Below are 17,571 nucleotides of genomic sequence, written 5' to 3'. Positions count from 1 at the left end.
ATCAGGCATGAAAATCAGTTTTACTGACTTTTACTTCTGCCACCACGCCAATACGAATAACAAAATCACCAAAACATTCACCGGCATGACGCTCGGCTGCCCAGCGGCCAATCAAAGTATCCAGCGCCGCCAGAATTTCCGCTTCAGCGACGTTATCTAAATACAATTTAGGAATACGGGTACCGGCAGTGTTGCCACCTAAATACAAATTGTATTTACCAGGACCACGGCCTACTAAACCGGCTTCCGCCAGCATGGCGCGGCCACAACCGTTAGGGCAGCCCACCACCCGCAGAATAATATGCTCTTCCGCTACATTGTGTTTGGCTAAAATGCCTTCCACATGCGTCACCAAAGTTGGTAAATAACGTTCGGCTTCCGCCATCGCCAATGGGCAAGTCGGCAAAGACACACAGGCCATCGAGTTTTTGCGCTGCGCTGTCACAGAGTCTTCAATTAAACCGTGAGCGCGGGCAATGGCTTCAATCTGGCTTTTATCTTCAGCAGCCACACCTGCGATGATCAGGTTCTGGTTGGCCGTCATGCGAAAATCACCTTTGTGAATTTTGGCAATTTCAGACACACCGGTTTTTAATGGTTTGCCCGGATAATCCAACAAACGGCCGTTTTCGATAAAGAGGGTTAAATGGTGTTTACCATCAATGCCTTCCACCCAGCCAAAACGATCGCCACGGTGCGTGAAAGTGTAAGGGCGGCTTGGCTGAAACTGCACGCCAACCCGTTTTTCCACTTGCTGTTTAAAAGTGTCGACGCCAATACGGTCGATAGTGTATTTGGTTTTGGCGTTTTTGCGGTTCACCCTGTCGCCATAATCACGTTGCACTGTCACCACATGCTCTGCCACTTTCAGCACATGCTCCAGGCCAATAAAACCAAAGTCTTCAGCCCGGCGTGGGTAAGTGCCTTTGTCGCCGTGTGTCATGGCTAAACCACCACCCACTAACACATTAAAACCAACTAACTGGCCATTTTCGGCAATAGCGACAAAGTTTAAGTCGTTGGCATGCACGTCAATATCGTTATGCGGCGGAATGACCACTGTGGTTTTAAACTTGCGGGGTAAATAGGTGTCACCCAGCACAGGTTCGGTTTCTGTTGTTTCTACTTTTTCTTCATCCAGCCAGATTTCGGCATAAGCGCGGGTTTTTGGCAGCAAATGTTCAGAAATTTTCACAGCCCATTCATAAGCTTGCTGGTGCAACACCGATTCCACTGGGTTTGAAGTACAAAGCACGTTACGGTTCACGTCACCGGCGGTAGCTATTGAATCAATACCAATGCTGTTCAGCATCTGATGCATAGGTTTGATATTAGGCTTAAACACTCCATGGAACTGGAAAGTCTGACGGGTGGTTAAACGGATGCTGCCGTACAGGGTTTTTTCGCTGGCAAATTTATCAATAGCCAGCCACTGCTCAGGCTTGATAATGCCGCCTGGCATGCGCGCCCGCAGCATTACGTTATGCAGCGGTTCCAGCTTTTGTTCAGCGCGTTCAGCACGGATATCGCGGTCATCTTGTTGATACATGCCGTGAAAACGCACCAATAAGAAGTTATCGCCGGTGAAACCGCCGGTAATTTCATCTTTTAAGTCTGTGGTAATAGTACCGCGTAAATGATGACTTTCAGCTTTTAAGCGTTCGTTATCAGACAGCGCACCCTGCACCTGCAGCTGTGGATCTATCGGGTATTGTGGCGTTGTCATTAATAAACATCCTTCTGATAACGTTTGTGTTCACGCAGTTGTTCTAAATAATCGGCGGCCGCTTCTTCGCTCAGTCCACCATGGGTCTGCGCAATTTGCAGCAGCGCCTGGTGTACGTCTTTGGCCATTTTGCTGCCATCACCACAAATATACAGATGGGCACCTTGCTCTAACCAACTCCAGACTTCAGCGCCTTTGGCCAGCAGCTTATGCTGAACATAAACTTTTTCCGCCTGGTCGCGGCTAAATGCCACATCCAGTTTACTCAGCACTCCACGTTTTAAATAATCCTGCAGTTCCACCTGGTATAAAAAGTCCTGGGTGAAATGGGGGTTACCAAAAAACAGCCAGTTTTGGCCCGTGGCGCCGGCGTTATCGCGTTCCTGCAAAAATGCACGGAAAGGTGCAATGCCGGTGCCTGGGCCAATCATAATCACCGGAGTGTCGTGACCTGGCAGACGGAAATTGTCATTGTGTTCAACAAAAACTTTTACTTGCTGGCCTTCGGCTAAACGCTCGGCTAAAAAGCCGGACGCACCACCTAAATGAGGTTGACCAAAAGCATCAAAACGCACTACAGCCACTGTTAAATGTACTTCTTCACCCACTTCGGCCTGGCTGGAAGCAATGGAATATAACCGCGGTTGTTGTTTACGCAGGCAATCCACTAACTGCTGCGCACTTAACGAAGCTGGGTATTGCAGCACCACATCGGCAGTTTGATGTTGCGCTAAAAATTCACGTAACGCGGCTTTGTCGGTTGCAAGCTGTTGCAAGGCTGTATTGCCGGTGGCCGCTGCGTATTTTTCAACAAAAGATGGGTACGACTGGGTTAACTCAAGCTGCTCTGTTAAAGCTGTTTCAATGCTGATTTGTGCACCATCCAGCGTCACTTGCGTTGCAGCAGCGATACCGGTAGCGGCCAGAATAGCGCTGACCAGAGCCGGATCGTTTTGGAAATACACCCCAAGCGCATCACCCGGTTGATAAGTTAAACCAGAATCTGCCAGCGAAATTTCAATATGGCGCACATCTTTGCTGGAGTTACGGCCGGTGATTTTTTGATTCACTGACAACTCAGCATGCAATGGGTTTTGTTTGTTATACAAACTATGATGACCGTCGCTGGCACCTGGCCAGGCAATGACTTGTGCCGAAGGTGTGGTATTAGCAGCTGTTAATAAAGGTGCAAACTGCAAAAGCGCCTGTTGTTGCCACTCAGAGGCTTGCGCTTCGTAATCCACATCCAATAAAGCAACAGGGTGCAGCCTTTTTGCGCCAAATGAAGCCAGCTTATTGTCAAAATCCAAAGCGGTCTGGCAGAAATATTCATAAGAGCTGTCGCCTAACCCCAAGACTGCATAATGCAGATGAGCGAGCTGTGGTGCTTTTTTGCCAAACAAAAACTTATGGAAACTCACCGCAGACTCAGGCGGTTCACCTTCACCATAAGTGGAAGTCACGATGATTAAAAACTTCTCTTTGGCCAGTGCATTGGTTTTGTAACTGGCAATATCCAGCAACTGCACAGCAAAACCCTGAGTTTGCGCTGCAGCTTTAATTTTACCTGCCACAGCTTTGGCATTGCCGGTTTGGGATGCGTATAAAATGGTTAAAGTTGCAGCTTCAGCCACTTGCGCGGCAGCTACAGCGCCTGCCTGCTGACCGGACAACTGCGCTGCAGCGGCCAGATAACCGCTTACCCAGGCTTGCTGAATGGGGTTCAGCTGGCAAACCAGCGCCTGTAAATCTTTAACTTGCTGCGCATTTAGCGGACTTGCTTGGGCAGTCAGTGAAGCCAGAAGCATAACAACACCTATTTTTAATCAATTGCCCGCATTTTAGCCGTCTATACGGATATTCCGGAAAGAATCGATCTTTCCTTTTTATGCGTTTTAGTTATATAGACAGCAGTCGTAGACATACTGATTATTTGACTAATAATTAGTCACTTTTACTATGACAGATAAAACCACTTTCTCGCCAAAAACAAATAAACCATTTAATAACAATAGCTTAATTTATGGCACAGCCTTTGCGATAGCCAATTATCAACCGACACAAGGAATGCACCATGAAAACTTTAATTGCAACCGCCATCGCCGCCAGTCTGTCTTTTTCTGCTTTTGCCACTGAATCACAAAATTGCGCTTTGCAATTTAAAGATGATTTAGTGATTGCCCCCACTTCAGTCCAGTTACAACGTGCCGACCAGTCCTTGTGGCTGATCAACAGCGATGGCCAGTTGTGGCTGGATGGCAAAGCGGTTGATACCGACGCCAACACCCAACAGGCTTTGCAACAATATCAACAAGGTTTACGCGGTCAGGCGCAGGAAACTGTGTTACTGGTGGCGGATGCACTGCAAATGGCTTCTGATGCCATCAGCCGTGTTGTCACTCAGTTTGGTGGTGACAACAGCGATGTGCAGCAAGGTATCGATAAATCTTTGGCTAAGCTGCGCACCAATCTGGATCAGCTGGTGATTAAAAATGGCGACGAAATCCGCATTAATGGCAGCAAACTGCATAATGCCGACGCTGAATTTTCTAAAGAGTTTGAACAGGCAGTGGAAAGTTCAATGTCAGAAATGACAGGCTCCATGCTGGTGATGGTGGGTCAGGCTATGTCACGTGGTGAAGGCAACTTTGAACAACGTATGGAACAATTTGGTAAAGAAATGGAACAGTTTGGTACAGAGCTGGAAGCTGATATGGAAAGCCGTGGCGAAGCCTTAGAAAAACGTGGCAACAACATTTGTCAGAACCTGCAACAACTGGACAAGCTGGAACAACAAATTCAGGCTCAAGTGCCTGCCATGACGGCCTTTGACCTGATCAACACCAGCAAAGAAGGTATGCAACTGAGCTTTAAATCGGACGATGGTCAGACCGAATAGCCAGCAAGTTTGAAACAAGTTATGCTTATCCCCCTATTGAGCCGCGCCGCCAGCGCGGCATTTTTTTGGAGTTAAGCTAATGAGTATTCAACGTATTTTACCTGCCGCTCGTTATTCTGAAGCAGTCATTGCAGGTAACTTTGTATTTTGTGCCGGTATGGTGCCCGAGAACACAGAAGGCGATATTAAGGCGCAAACTCAGGATGTGCTGGCGCAAATTGATGCACTGCTGGCCACTTGCGGCACCAACAAAACCACCATTGTGGATGCCGTGATTTATCTGGCAGATATGGCCGATTACAACGGCATGAATCAGGCATGGGACAGCTGGGTGGCGCCAGGTCAGGCTCCGGCCCGCGCTACTGTGGAAGCCCGTTTGGCCAATCCTGCCTGGCTGATTGAAATTAAAGTAACGGCTTATCTTGGTTAATATCAGCGGCCGGCTGTTGGTATAAACTTAAACCAAAACGACTTTTCAGCTGCTCCAGCAAAGAATGCTGCGGATACTGCTGGTTTTTATCATAACCATGCTGACGCAGCATTTCGTTATAAAGATGCACAGTGTAACTGCCGGTTAAATCAGCCAACTGAATACCGCCCTGGTAAATTTGCTGCCAAGAGTCAAAATGCACCGGATAAAACATGGTTTCCGGCTGAACATAAGGCTGTAAACCGAAAAACTCCACTGCACGACTAAGTCCCTTGGGCCCGCCAATTTCACCCCAGCCCACATTGCCTCTGTGGTTACCTTGCAGGTAACGACGTACCAGCTTTTTCAGTTTTAACCGCAGATTATCGTAGGGCAACCAGCGGTTTGGTTCGGCGCAACTATCGGCCATAAAACGGCAAAACGGGTGACCGGCCGGAAAACATAATAAACCTGAGCCAACCAGCTCACTTTCCCAACCAAAAATAATGTCAGGTTGTTGTGGCAACACCTGCAGGCACACCATATCCATATCAACCCAATAACCACCATGCCGGTACAACATTTCCCAGCGAAACCAGTCGGAGAACAGCGCCAAACTGCCTTTGTTATTTACAAAAATATGTTTTTTATCAAGGATTTTATTGGCATCGCGGATCTCTGCACCCGCAGGGACTTGTTGCACACCCTCATAGGTATAAAGCACAAAATGATGGCCCAACTGCAGATAAGACTGCACCACAAGCTGTTCAACAGCACTGAGGCAACCACCGATCCATAACCCATACACTGTTTGCATCTGCAGCTCCGCCTACTCTGTTCAGCGGTGGATTATACCCAAGCTAACAGAGGCTGCAGAGCTATCCGCAGAGAAATTTAGTAAATGTGGATATAACGGTGGTTTTATCTGCTGCAACTGGTCAGTGCCCTATGAGCGTGCCGGGCTTTTTTCCTGCCCGACCGAGTCCGGATCTGCCTTGGGTCTGGCAAAAAAATGTCTTAACACAGCGGGTAATAAAGGCTTCCAGTTGCGCCAGTCATGGCCAAAAGCCACTTCCTGATACAACACCGGATAACCTTTTTGTTCTAATAAACGATGAAACTTACGTCCGGCACTGATGTTGTCGTTTTTGGTGCCCATCGACAAAAAAAAGCGCAAAGCCAGAGGCTCGGTTTTACCATACATTTTGCTTAATAACTGCAGATGTTGGCTATTGCCCGGCGACTGCATGGCAATGCCGGCAAATTGTGGTTCTAACAATAAACCAAAACAAGCCGAATTGATGGCGCCAAAAGAAAAACCAAGGATCACTCTGTGCTGTCGGTCTGCGCTTACCTGATAATCACTGCCAATTTTAGGCAGCAGCTGTTGCCGGTAAAAAGCAGCATATTGCTGATTACACATAAATTGTTTGTGGCGGCGGTTTTCCTTGAGGTTGTCCGGATTACGGCTGTCGACAAACACCACCAGCAGCGGCTCTATATGCCCTGTGGCAATTTCGTTGTCTAACAACGCCGCCATCTGACCGGACTGTAAATAAGCTTCCCCGTCCGTGACATACAAAGTAGGTAAACCGGGGGCAAAACCTTCCGGTTGATATACCCGATATTGCAAATCGTAACCCAGCTCAGGACTGTGAATACGTTGAGGTTCAGACAACTGACCAGCAGCTGTACTGCCGCAAAAAAGCAGCAGGGCGGCACAGAAGCCGCGCCAGTTAAATTTTACAGGCACCACCGGCACAGTCGTCCTCATCTGGTAAAGCGGCGGCATCGGCGGCAGCCTGGTCAGCCAGTTCCAGTTGTCTGGCATTTTTTTCCGCTGCAGCGTCAAAATCCAGATGGTCTAAGTCAAAATCAAATTCACTCATCATGTGTTCCTCCCAGCTGTTGTGATTAGAGTTGTTGTTCGCCGGTACTCACCAGCTGTCCACCTTTGACCACCAGCGGCGCTTGTTCTAATACCTTAATGTTGGTTAACGGATCTTGCGGCACTGCTATCAGGTCGGCATAAGCGCCGGCCTTTAGTTGTCCCACCTGCAAACTACCGTCGTTATTACGCCAGTTTAATAAAGTGGCGGCATGAATAGTGGCACTTTGCAGCGCCTGCAGCGGCGTCATGCCCCACTGCACCATATAAGACAGTTGCCTGGCATTCAGACCGTGGGTGTAAACACCGGCATCAGTACCATAAGCCATTTTTACGCCGGCCTGTACTGCTTTTTTAAAGTTTTGCCGTTGTATCAGACCCACTGAACGTTCTTTTTCCAGCGATTCCGGCAGAATACCAGCAGCTTCACCTTCTGCCAGAATGTAGTCACTGACATAAACATCCATCACCAGATAAGTGCCATGTTGTTTCGCCAGTTTGATGGCTTCGTCATCAACAAAACTGCCGTGTTCTATCGAATCCACTCCGGCACTGATCGCCCTTTTAATGCCTTTTAAACCATGAGCATGGGCGGCAACAATACGGCCTCTGTCATGGGCTTCTTCTACCAGAGCCTGCATTTCAGCCAGACTATACTGCGCAGCATTGACGTCGGTGTTTTTCGACATGACACCACCAGTGGCAGTGAATTTAATCACGTCTGCACCATATTTGATGTTTTCACGCACCCGGCTACGGATTTCGTCGCTGCCATTGGCCACACCACCACTCTGGGCACGATAAATATGCGGTAACAGGTTGTTGTCACAATGACCACCGGTAATGCAGATGGTCGGGCCCGACACCCGCATGCGCGGGCCTGGGGTTTCACCTTCATTAATGGCATCACGCAGCGCAACGTCAGCAAAACCACCAGCGCCTAAATTACGCACTGTGGTAAAACCGGCTTTTAATGTTGCTTCAGCTGCCTTTACCCCAAAAATAGCTTCCCGTTGTGGCGTTTCCGCCAGCGCACGGTAACCATGTTTAGTCGGGTCTGACGTCAGGTGCACATGCATATCAATTAAACCAGGTAGCACATAAGCATCTGATAAATCGATGGTATTCTGAATTTTAGGTGCTTTATCTGCTGGCACTATGTCAACAATACGCTCGCCCTCAAGCAATAGCGCCTGGTCGCGTTGATACTGACCACTACTGACATCTAATAAATAACCGGCCAACACAACAGCATCTACTGCGGCAACAGCAGGACCTGTGCCGGCAATCAACAGCAATAAAGTGGTTAAAACCCTTTTCATCAGGAAGCATCCTGATCCTGGTTTTTGTCCTGCAACAATTGTTGTACTTGAACTTCTAAAGCTTCCAGCCTGGCGCGGGTACGTTGTAACACCTGGGTTTGTACATCAAATTCTTCCCGCGACACAAAATCCAGCTGACTTAATTTGGCCTGCAACACAGCTTTGACTTTGGCTTCAACATCATCCGCTACTTCACGGAACTTCGGTGGGATAGCAGCACCAATTTGTCGCGCCATTTCTTCGATTTTTTTCGGATCTATCATTTGTGTTGCCTCAGTTTTACGTGCGTCAGGAATTTTTATTCTACGAGCCTTGATGGAGACAGGCGACAACTATTTCAAGCCAAAGCCGGGCTTTTGTCGCAAATGACCGGGCTTAGATTGCTGTCACGCCACAGCGCTTTTTGCTAAACTTGCGCCCTCGCAAAACAGGGTGGCCGATGAAACTTAATCCTCAACAAAATGAAGCAGTAAAATATATCTCCGGGCCTTGTCTGGTGCTGGCTGGCGCCGGTTCAGGCAAAACCAGGGTAATTACCAATAAAATTGCTTATCTGATTGAAGAATGTGGCATGTCGGCCCGCCATATTGCCGCTGTGACCTTTACCAACAAAGCCGCCCGCGAGATGAAAGAGCGTATTAGTCATCAGCTGGATCGCAGCAAACTGCGGGGTTTAACTGTTTCTACCTTCCACACCCTTGGCCTTGAGATCATCAAAAAAGAACACAAAGCCATTGGTTATAAAGCGAATTTTACGCTGTTTGATGATCAGGACAGCATGGCGCTGCTCAAAGAGCTGACCGAAGCCGACTTACAGGGTGACAAAGATTTATTAAGGGCGCTGCAAAGCAAAATTTCGAGCTGGAAGAATGACTTACTGTTGCCACAACAGGCCATGGCACAAGCGATGGACGCGCAAAGCATCAGTTTTGCCAATTTTTATGCCCAATATGCTCAGCAGCTGCGTGCTTATAACGCTTTGGATTTTGACGATTTAATTATGGTGCCCACTTTGTTGTTTGCGTCCAACGCCGAGGTGCGTCAGCGTTGGCAACAAAAGCTGCAATATCTGCTGGTGGATGAATATCAGGACACCAATACCAGCCAATATGAACTGGTAAAATGGCTGGTTGGTGAACGACAGCGTTTTACTGTGGTAGGGGATGACGACCAGTCGATTTATTCCTGGCGCGGTGCCAAACCACAAAATCTGGTGTTGCTTGGCAAAGATTTCCCCAATTTAAAAGTCATTAAACTGGAGCAAAATTACCGTTCTTGTGAACGTATTCTCAAGGCTGCCAATATCTTAATTGCCAATAACCCGCATGAATACGACAAAGCGCTATTCAGTACCCTGGGTTATGGTGTGCCGCTCAAAGTGTTGCCAACCAAACACGAAGAAGATGAAGCAGAAAAAGTAGTAGCCGAGATTATTTCCCACCGTTTTATTAACCGCAGTAACTATAAAGATTACGCCATTTTGTATCGTGGCAACCATCAGGCGCGGGTGTTTGAAAAAGCGCTGATGACCAACCGTATTCCATACAAAATTTCCGGTGGCACTTCGTTTTTCTCCAGACCGGAAATTAAAGACGTGATGGCTTATTTGCGCTTGCTGGTGAATCAGGACGATGACAATGCGCTGCTGCGGATCATTAATACGCCCAAACGCGAAATTGGCGCCGCCACGTTAGAACGTATTGGCAGCCTGGCAAATTCATTACATATCAGCTTGTTTGAAGCTTGTTGTGCACCGGAATTATCCGATGAATTATCGGCCCGAAGCCTGGCAGCGGTGCGTGATTTTTCCCGCTGGATGGTTGAACTTGCCGATAACGCAGTACGTGCTGAACCTGCTGAAGCAGTGCGGGATTTGATCCGTCAGAGCAAATACGAAGCTTATTTGTTTGAAACTTGTGCCAGTCCCAAAGCGGCCGAAATGGCGTTGAAAAACGTCAACGAGCTCTATCGTTGGGTCAGCGAAATGCTCAAAGGGGATGAAGAACACGAGCCAATGACCTTGGCCGAAGTCGTCACCAAACTGACCTTACGCGACATGATGGAACGTAATGACAAAGACGACGACGCCGATCAGGTGCAGCTGCTGACCCTCCACGCCTCCAAGGGCCTCGAATTTCCTTATGTGTTTATGGTGGGCATGGAAGAAGGCATATTGCCGCATCAAACCTGTATTGATGAAGACAATGTTGAAGAAGAAAGACGCCTGGCTTATGTAGGCATCACCCGCGCCCAACGTGAGCTGATTTTTACTTATGCCCGTGAACGCCGCCAATATGGCGAAGTGATTAAACCCGAACCCAGCCGGTTTTTACAGGAATTGCCTTCTGACGATTTAGAATGGGCTCAACACACAACATCGGTAAAAACCGAAGCGCAGCGCCAGCAAACAGGCCTTGCGCATCTGGAAAGGTTACGCCAGCTGCTGAAGAAAGACTGAGTCCTGAGCTTGTTGCAGGTTGCGCACCAGCTCACCCTGCAAATAACAACAACCGGCATCCAACAACAGTTGCCGCAAGCCGGCGTCATCAACTCCGGCGGCTATCACTCTGAATTTATAACTTTGTGACAAAGTCACCAGCAACTCGAGCAACTGCTTTTTGTTGTTATGGCGTTGCAAACTGCGACTAAACGATGGATCAAGTTTAATAAAATCAAATTGATATTGAGTTAACAGCCCCAGCGGCATCATATCAACACCAAAATGCTCTAACGACAAACGTACACCCAGCCGTTTCAGTTGCTGCAAATAATTCAGGTTGCTGCTGCCAAGCCGGATCAGATCGGTTTCGGTAAAACCAAGTGCCAATCTGTGTAACAAAGACTGATAAGGCAACAATACTTTGTGTAGCCGGTCAAACTGCACCGGGTTGAGTAAATGCTGTTGGCATAATGTCAGGCTTAATAAAGCCGGTTGTGTTTGCTGCTGCAATTGTTGTAACAGCTGCTGCAAAATTTGCAGTTCAATTTGTGCCAGCACGCCAGCCTGTGACGCCAGATGACTGAAATTTTGTTGTAAACCAAGGTCGGGGTGAACCCACAGAATGCTGCTTTCAAAACCCAATAAATGTTGTTTTTCACTGCAAACAATAGGGTCAAACGCAATTTCAAATTGTTTGTCGGCCAGCGCCTGATGCAGCGCCTGCTCCATGCTGAGCTCCTGCAACAACTGCATCCGCATTGTGCTGGTAAAAATCACAAAACGATTGCGCCCCATGGCTTTGGCCTGATACATAGCGGCGTCGGCATCACGTAATAAAGTGTCGGCATTGGTGTAATCCGCTTTATAACAGGCAATACCTATACTGGCGCCGGAATGTACTTGTTGATCCTGTAGCTGCATTGGTGCACGCACAGCGTCAATAATACGATCGGCCACTTCTTCCGCATCAGTGTCACTGTTGAGTTGGGTCAGCAACACCACAAACTCGTCTCCGCCCAACCTTGCCACCAAATCGTGTTCGCGCACAGTACGCAACAAACGCTGACTAACTTCCACTAAAAAGCAATCACCGGCATGGTGCCCCATAGTGTCGTTAATCAGCTTAAATCTGTCTAAATCAATGAATAACAAAGCAAAACGCAAGTCGGGCTCCCGACCTCGCAAGGTAAACTGCTGCTTTAAGTGCTGCATAAACATCTGCCGGTTGGCGAGGCCAGTCAGAGTGTCGTGATTGGCTTCGTGAAACAGCTTTTCTTCAATTTTTTTCCGCTCTTCCACCTGTAAACGTAAAAATAGATTGGTCTGGCGCAGTTCACGGGTGCGTTCAAAAATTTTACGTTCTAACTCTTCCTGATGTTGTTTTTGCTGTTCGGTATTCAGTTTGCGCTGAATCGCCACTGCGATATGTTGCGACACAAAACGCAAAATATTCAGTTCAGTTTCGCTGTATAAATAAGCTTCGTCATAAGACTGTACCGCAATAACACCCAGTGCCTGCTGGTCAATCAACAACGGCGCCCCCAGCCAACTGGTTGACAGCGGTACCTGCTGGTCCGGATCTGACACCAGCCTCAGCACTTCACCCTGCTGGACCAGCAGATCTGACAACTCCCTGTTAATCAGCCGTGCTTCACCGACCCGCAATACATATTCGGTAAAACCTTTTCGCAGCGGTCTTTCCTGGGCTGGTGGTGAATATTGATCCAGATAAAAAGGGAAACTCAAAGTTTTGCCACTTTCATCCAGCAAGGCGATATAGCAGTTATCCACCTTCATTAAACCAGACAGAATTTTATGCACTTCACGGTAAAAACCGTTCATGTCGGCGTTTGTGGCGGTCAGTTCGGAAATTTTATATAAAGCAGCCTGCAGCTTTTCGGCATTGCTACGTTCGCGGATCTCACGTTGTAACGACTGATTAATATTTTGCAGCTGTTTAGTGCGCTCCCGCACTGTCAGCTCCAATAATTCGCGGCTTTTGACTCTGTCGATTGCAGTGACGGTATGGCCGGCAATGGCTTCCAGTAGTTCGACATCACGCTGCTGATAACTATAGGAGTTGTCGTACACCTGCACCGCCATCACGCCAATGAGCTGCTGGCCACGGCACAATGGCACACCGAGCCAATGATGACTTGGTGTCCCCTGCGATTGAATTTCACCTTCGGCAATTAGCTGCAAAAAACGCAGTTCGTCACACAATAATGGCTGGCGACTACGCACCACATAACCGGTAAGACCATTGGCAAAGTCGGCCGGGCTGAGATCAGCAACATTGTGCTGATCTTTTTCATCAGCAAAATACTCCAGGTTGATTTGACCTGAATCATGATCAGTCAGCACTACATAAAAATTATCAGCGGGCAGGTAGTGGTTCAGCAAAGAATGAATGGCCGGATAAAACTCCGACATATCAGATAAAGTACTGGCAAGCTCAGATAAATTTAATAAAGCACGCTGCACGGCACAGGCAATTCTGTAACGTTCCAGCAATACTTTTAATCTGTGCTGAGATGCAGCTCGCCCTGACCTCTGGCTGACAGCCTTCGTTAATTCCTTCAACTGATGCTCTTTTTATAGTTAGCGGCCCGGGGGTTGGACCTTTTTTGCAGAACCGCCTCTATTATGCACAAAGATTAACCAGATAAAAGAGGTTGCGGGCAGAGAACTGCAGAGTTTTTAACCAATTTGGCAGGCAAGAGCCGGAAATCACGGTTTTGACGGGTTTTCAGCCTAAGCACTGAAACAGCATAAAAACAAAACCGCCTGAACTTTATTCTGACTACAGATCCGGAGCGAACCGGCACAATCACAATAAGGCTCAGGCGGCTTTGGCAACAACTGCAGGAATTAAACGCCTTCAGTCATAAATTTAATAGCATCCAGAATTTCGTTATCTGAACAGTCAGCACAGGTACCGCGTGGCGGCATAGAGCGGATGCCTTCAATGGCATGCTTGTGCAACACTTCCATACCCTGAGCTAAACGAGGTTTCCAGGCAGCATCACCTTTTTTAGGGGCATCTAATGCGCCGGTGCCATGACAGGCGAAACAAGCACTCTGATAAACCTGCTCACCGGTACGTGGGCCTGTCGGAGCTGCAACCACTGGCTCAGAGCCAGCCAGATAAACCTGACCGACCGGAGCGATCCGCGCTTTTAATTCATCATTTTTTTTGTCGTCGGTACTGGCCTGGGCAACCAGAGCACAGCTTAATAAAGCTAGAACAAAAGTGATTTTTTTCATAAATCGGGATCCCCGGAAAATTTAGCCGCACAAATTCTGGGGCATTATAGCGCTGCCGGAGCAAAGAGGGAAAGCCCCAGAAAGAGGCAGCGCAATGTCTGTAGTGGATGGTGACCACAAAACATAAAAACCTTATTACATTCAGGTTCTTTTTTCATCGAATTCCCAGCTGAAAGCAGGCGTTATTCAACAAATTTTTTTTCATTTTTCTGCTTTGCAAAAGATGTCTTTGTGGTAGTCTAGTTACCCATTCGCCCTTACAGCTCACGTCATTTGCAAGCAGTCGGCGGATGGTTAAAAAGATTTTCCACAACAGGATGTAAAGAATAATAACAAGGGTTCATGTTGTTCTCCCCCTTCGTTTTTAGTTTTATTCTCAACAACTTAGCCTAAATTTGATGCCTGAAAGATCTTGGTAGGCATTGTGACGCCTGTCATTTTTTACACAAACTTATCCACAACATATCCACTTTTTCTTTGCCCGAAAGCATTCTGGCCGAACAGGCTCTATTGTGGCATTCTAAATAAAAAATTCGGAGCTAAGCTCATGGTACAAATTCCTGCCGATCCACTGATCCTGGTTGATGGTTCTTCTTATTTATTCCGTGCTTATCATTCACCACCACATTTAACCAACTCCAGAGGCGAAGCCACTGGCGCCATTTATGGCGTGGTCAATATGTTAAAAAGTTTACTCAGGCAATATAACCCCAGTCAGATGGCCGTGGTTTTTGATGCCAAAGGGCCCACTTTTCGCAACGAGATGTACGCCGAATACAAAGCACATCGCCCGCCGATGCCGGACGATTTACGCAGTCAAATCGAGCCCCTTCATCAGATTATTCACGCTTTGGGGTTGCCGCTGTTATGTATTTCCGGTGTTGAAGCCGATGATGTGATTGGCACCATTGCGATGCAGGCGACTGCAGTTGGTCGGCATGTACTGATATCGACCGGTGATAAAGATATGGCGCAGTTGGTGAATCCTCATGTCACCTTAATCAACACCATGACCAATACCATTCTCGATCCGGACGGTGTCAAAGAGAAATTTGGTGTTGGGCCTGAGCTAATCATTGATTATCTGGCGCTAATGGGCGACAAAGCCGACAACATTCCGGGTTTACCTGGTGTTGGCGAAAAAACCGCACAGGCGCTGTTACAGGGTTTAGGCTCTATCAGCACTTTATATCAGCGTCTGGACGACATAGCAGCCCTTGGTTTTCGCGGCAGTAAAACTATTGCCGAAAAAATGCGTGAGTTTAAAGATCAGCTGGAATTGTCTTATCAACTCGCCACTATTAAAACCGACGTTGAATTGCCCAAACAACTGATTGACTTACATTTACAACAACCAGATTACCCAAAACTGGCTGCGCTGTATCAGGAATGTGAGTTCCGCCGTTGGCTGGCAGAAGTACAAAGTGCCGAAAAAATTAATACAGTGCGCACTGCAGCACCAGCGGATAATCAGACGGAAGCAGCACCTGACCAGCCAACAGCTGATGAGGCTGCAGCACAACTTGACCGCAGTCAGTATCAAACCATTCTGACCGAAGCACAATTTAAAGACCTGCAGCTGTTATTACAACAAAGTGACTTGGTTGCTTTTGATACCGAAACCACCAGCTTAGATTACATGCAGGCAGAACTGGTCGGGATGTCTTTTGCTGTCACTGCAGGTCAGGCTTATTACCTGCCGGTTGGTCACGACTATATTGGCGCACCGCAGCAGCTGGAACGCAACCAGGTACTGCAACAACTAAAAGGCTGGCTGGAAGATAACAACAAAGCCAAGGTCGGTCAGAATCTGAAATATGATATGAGTGTGCTGGCGCGTTATGACATTCAGCTTGCCGGTATTGCCTTTGACACCATGCTCGAATCTTATGTGCTGAACAGTGTTGGCACCCGCCATGATATGGACAGTCTGGCGCAAAAATACCTCAATCACCAAACCATTAGTTTTGAAGATATTGCCGGTAAAGGTGCCAAACAACTGACCTTTAACCAGATTGAACTGGAAAAAGCAGCTGAATATGCAGCTGAGGATGCAGACGTCACTTTACAATTGCACCAGCAGTTATGGCCGCAGCTGCAGTCTGAAGGTCGTTTGTCTGAAGTGTTGCAACAAATTGAAATTCCGTTACTTTCTGTACTGTCACGAATGGAACGTACCGGCGTATTGGTTGACGCCAACCTGCTGCGTCAACAAAGTGAATTTCTGGCCAACCGCATTGGTGAGCTAGAGCAACAAGCACATGCTCTGGCCGGTAAAACCTTTAACCTGTCGTCTCCCAAACAGTTGCAGGAAATTCTGTTTACCGAACAGGGTTTGCCTGTATTAAAAAAAACGCCTACAGGTATTCCGTCAACCGCTGAAGAAGTACTGACTGAACTGGCGCACGACTATGAACTGCCAAGAGTGATTATTGAACACAGAACGCTAGCCAAACTGAAGTCAACTTACACCGACAAGTTGCCGCAAAGCGTCAATCCGGTAACAGGCAGGGTGCATACCTCTTATCATCAGGCGGTTGCGGCCACAGGCCGTTTGAGTTCAACAGAGCCTAATTTGCAGAATATTCCTATCCGCACCGAAGAAGGCCGCCGTATCCGTCAGGCTTTTATTGCTGCGCCCGGCAAACGCATTCTGGCTGTTGACTACTCGCAGATAGAGCTGCGCATTATGGCGCATTTGTCACAGGATAAAGCGCTGTTGGATGCTTTTGCTCATGGTCTGGATATTCACAGGGCCACAGCTGCCGAAGTTTTTGCCGTGCCGCTGCATGAAGTGACCACAGAACAACGCCGCCGTGCTAAAGCAGTCAACTTTGGCTTAATTTACGGTATGTCGGCTTTTGGTCTGGCAAGACAACTGGATATCAGCCGCGGCGAAGCACAACATTATGTCGACACTTATTTTGCCCGTTTCCCGGGTGTACTGGACTATATGGAACGCACCAGAGCCCAGGCTCACGAAGCTGGTTATGTAGAGACTTTGTTTGGCCGCAGGCTTTATTTGCCTGAAATCAACAGTAAAAACATGGCCCGCAAAAAAGGGGCAGAGCGCGCAGCTATCAACGCGCCGATGCAGGGTACCGCCGCCGACATTATTAAAAACGCCATGCTGGCTGTTGATCAATGGCTACAACAGCAGGAACAGAGCAAAATCAGCATGATAATGCAGGTGCACGATGAACTGGTGTTTGAAGTGGATGCTGACGAGTTGCCACAATATCAGCAGCAAATAGTGGCACTGATGCAACAAGCCGCCACACTCGACGTACCTTTGCTGGCTGAAGCAGGTTCAGGCCTGAATTGGGATGAAGCGCACTAACAATAGAAATTGATTGAACTTATTTAGTCAGTCTCAGTCAGTTTAAGCGTGATCATACCCATTCCTGGTAATTCACCTTTAAGCCCCGCATTAAAATGAGCGGGGCTTTTTTTCTGCCACAGAATCAACATTTCAGCCCCCTAACTTGCCACTAAAAGCACAGATAAAAAACCGCTGAATTCGTAATTTTATTACGAATAAGTTTTAAAAATGAAAAAAACTCAAATTTATGTAGTTTTATTACAAAACATGCTTGCTTTTTGAGCTTGGCAAAGTAAAA

Annotated in this window: 13 protein-coding genes; 4 read left to right on the top strand and 9 right to left on the bottom strand. The window is 47.6% G+C overall.

Translation table 11 applies throughout. The annotated features are described in order from the left end of the window. Position 1: 1 nt before the first annotated feature. A complete protein-coding gene (gene cysI, locus RCH83_RS10605) occupies positions 2 to 1,726 on the bottom strand; it encodes an assimilatory sulfite reductase (NADPH) hemoprotein subunit (RefSeq protein ID WP_306521783.1) in 1,725 nt (574 codons plus the stop codon). After that, a complete protein-coding gene (locus tag RCH83_RS10600; RefSeq protein WP_306521781.1) occupies positions 1,726 to 3,534 on the bottom strand; it encodes an assimilatory sulfite reductase (NADPH) flavoprotein subunit in 1,809 nt (602 codons plus the stop codon). The genes cysI and RCH83_RS10600 overlap by 1 nt, the downstream gene beginning before the upstream one ends. Positions 3,535 to 3,800: 266 nt before the next feature. Between RCH83_RS10600 and RCH83_RS10595 the strand changes: the two genes are divergently transcribed. Then, positions 3,801 to 4,625 (top strand): DUF2884 family protein, encoded by an 825-nt coding sequence (locus tag RCH83_RS10595; protein ID WP_306521779.1) that lies wholly within the window; start codon positions 3,801 to 3,803, stop codon positions 4,623 to 4,625. A gap of 79 nt (positions 4,626 to 4,704) precedes the next feature. Then, on the top strand, positions 4,705 to 5,055 hold the full coding sequence (locus tag RCH83_RS10590) for a RidA family protein (RefSeq protein ID WP_306521777.1): 351 nt from the start codon (positions 4,705 to 4,707) through the stop codon (positions 5,053 to 5,055). Here the strand turns inward: RCH83_RS10590 and RCH83_RS10585 are convergent. From RCH83_RS10585 to RCH83_RS10565, 5 genes are all read right to left on the bottom strand, one after another. Continuing rightward, entirely contained in the window at positions 5,030 to 5,851 is an 822-nt protein-coding gene (locus RCH83_RS10585; protein WP_306521775.1) for a glycosyltransferase, read from the bottom strand. The two genes, RCH83_RS10590 and RCH83_RS10585, sit on opposite strands and share 26 nt — an antisense overlap. A 129-nt stretch (positions 5,852 to 5,980) precedes the next feature. Continuing rightward, positions 5,981 to 6,712, bottom strand: coding sequence for an esterase family protein (locus RCH83_RS10580; protein ID WP_306521773.1), 732 nt, complete (start codon positions 6,710 to 6,712; stop codon positions 5,981 to 5,983). 58 nt (positions 6,713 to 6,770) lie between these two features. Further along, positions 6,771 to 6,923 carry a hypothetical protein gene (locus RCH83_RS10575; protein ID WP_296297508.1) on the bottom strand — a complete coding sequence of 51 codons (153 nt, stop codon included), beginning with the start codon at positions 6,921 to 6,923 and terminating at the stop codon, positions 6,771 to 6,773. Positions 6,924 to 6,948: 25 nt separating this feature from the next. Then, the gene (locus tag RCH83_RS10570) at positions 6,949 to 8,244 is read right to left on the bottom strand and encodes an amidohydrolase family protein (RefSeq protein WP_306521771.1); all 1,296 of its coding nucleotides are present in this window, start codon (positions 8,242 to 8,244) and stop codon (positions 6,949 to 6,951) included. After that, positions 8,244 to 8,507: an accessory factor UbiK family protein gene (locus RCH83_RS10565; RefSeq protein WP_306521769.1), complete on the bottom strand. Its 264-nt coding sequence runs from the start codon at positions 8,505 to 8,507 to the stop codon at positions 8,244 to 8,246. Before RCH83_RS10565 ends, RCH83_RS10570 begins: the two co-directional genes overlap by 1 nt. Before the next feature lie 176 nt (positions 8,508 to 8,683). On the opposite strand from RCH83_RS10565, the gene rep reads away from it, so the two are divergent. Beyond that, complete coding sequence (rep, locus tag RCH83_RS10560; RefSeq protein ID WP_306521767.1) at positions 8,684 to 10,702, top strand: DNA helicase Rep; 2,019 nt, start codon at positions 8,684 to 8,686, stop codon at positions 10,700 to 10,702. Here the strand turns inward: rep and RCH83_RS10555 are convergent. Beyond that, positions 10,676 to 13,267 (bottom strand): diguanylate cyclase domain-containing protein, encoded by a 2,592-nt coding sequence (locus RCH83_RS10555; RefSeq protein ID WP_306521765.1) that lies wholly within the window; start codon positions 13,265 to 13,267, stop codon positions 10,676 to 10,678. The two genes, rep and RCH83_RS10555, sit on opposite strands and share 27 nt — an antisense overlap. Before the next feature lie 288 nt (positions 13,268 to 13,555). Next, positions 13,556 to 13,951, bottom strand: a complete 396-nt coding sequence (locus RCH83_RS10550) for a cytochrome c5 family protein (RefSeq protein ID WP_306521763.1) — start codon at positions 13,949 to 13,951, stop codon at positions 13,556 to 13,558. Positions 13,952 to 14,498: 547 nt separating this feature from the next. On the opposite strand from RCH83_RS10550, the gene polA reads away from it, so the two are divergent. Continuing rightward, positions 14,499 to 17,291 (top strand): DNA polymerase I, encoded by a 2,793-nt coding sequence (polA, locus tag RCH83_RS10545; RefSeq protein ID WP_306521761.1) that lies wholly within the window; start codon positions 14,499 to 14,501, stop codon positions 17,289 to 17,291. The last annotated feature ends 280 nt before the right edge of the window (positions 17,292 to 17,571 follow it).

Source organism: Rheinheimera sp. (assembly GCF_030824435.1).
In the GTDB taxonomy this organism is placed as follows: domain Bacteria; phylum Pseudomonadota; class Gammaproteobacteria; order Enterobacterales; family Alteromonadaceae; genus Pararheinheimera.
The sequence above is the reverse complement of the archived record's forward strand: the minus strand, read 5'-3'. Positions and strand labels throughout refer to the sequence as shown.

Coding starts and splice junctions, on each gene's coding strand:
- cysI (WP_306521783.1), bottom strand. CDS start 1,726: ATGACAACGCCACAATACCCGATAGATCCACAGCTGCAGGTGCAGGGT.
- RCH83_RS10600 (WP_306521781.1), bottom strand. CDS start 3,534: ATGCTTCTGGCTTCACTGACTGCCCAAGCAAGTCCGCTAAATGCGCAG.
- RCH83_RS10595 (WP_306521779.1), top strand. CDS start 3,801: ATGAAAACTTTAATTGCAACCGCCATCGCCGCCAGTCTGTCTTTTTCT.
- RCH83_RS10590 (WP_306521777.1), top strand. CDS start 4,705: ATGAGTATTCAACGTATTTTACCTGCCGCTCGTTATTCTGAAGCAGTC.
- RCH83_RS10585 (WP_306521775.1), bottom strand. CDS start 5,851: ATGCAAACAGTGTATGGGTTATGGATCGGTGGTTGCCTCAGTGCTGTT.
- RCH83_RS10575 (WP_296297508.1), bottom strand. CDS start 6,923: ATGAGTGAATTTGATTTTGACTTAGACCATCTGGATTTTGACGCTGCA.
- RCH83_RS10570 (WP_306521771.1), bottom strand. CDS start 8,244: ATGAAAAGGGTTTTAACCACTTTATTGCTGTTGATTGCCGGCACAGGT.
- RCH83_RS10565 (WP_306521769.1), bottom strand. CDS start 8,507: ATGATAGATCCGAAAAAAATCGAAGAAATGGCGCGACAAATTGGTGCT.
- rep (WP_306521767.1), top strand. CDS start 8,684: ATGAAACTTAATCCTCAACAAAATGAAGCAGTAAAATATATCTCCGGG.
- RCH83_RS10550 (WP_306521763.1), bottom strand. CDS start 13,951: ATGAAAAAAATCACTTTTGTTCTAGCTTTATTAAGCTGTGCTCTGGTT.
- polA (WP_306521761.1), top strand. CDS start 14,499: ATGGTACAAATTCCTGCCGATCCACTGATCCTGGTTGATGGTTCTTCT.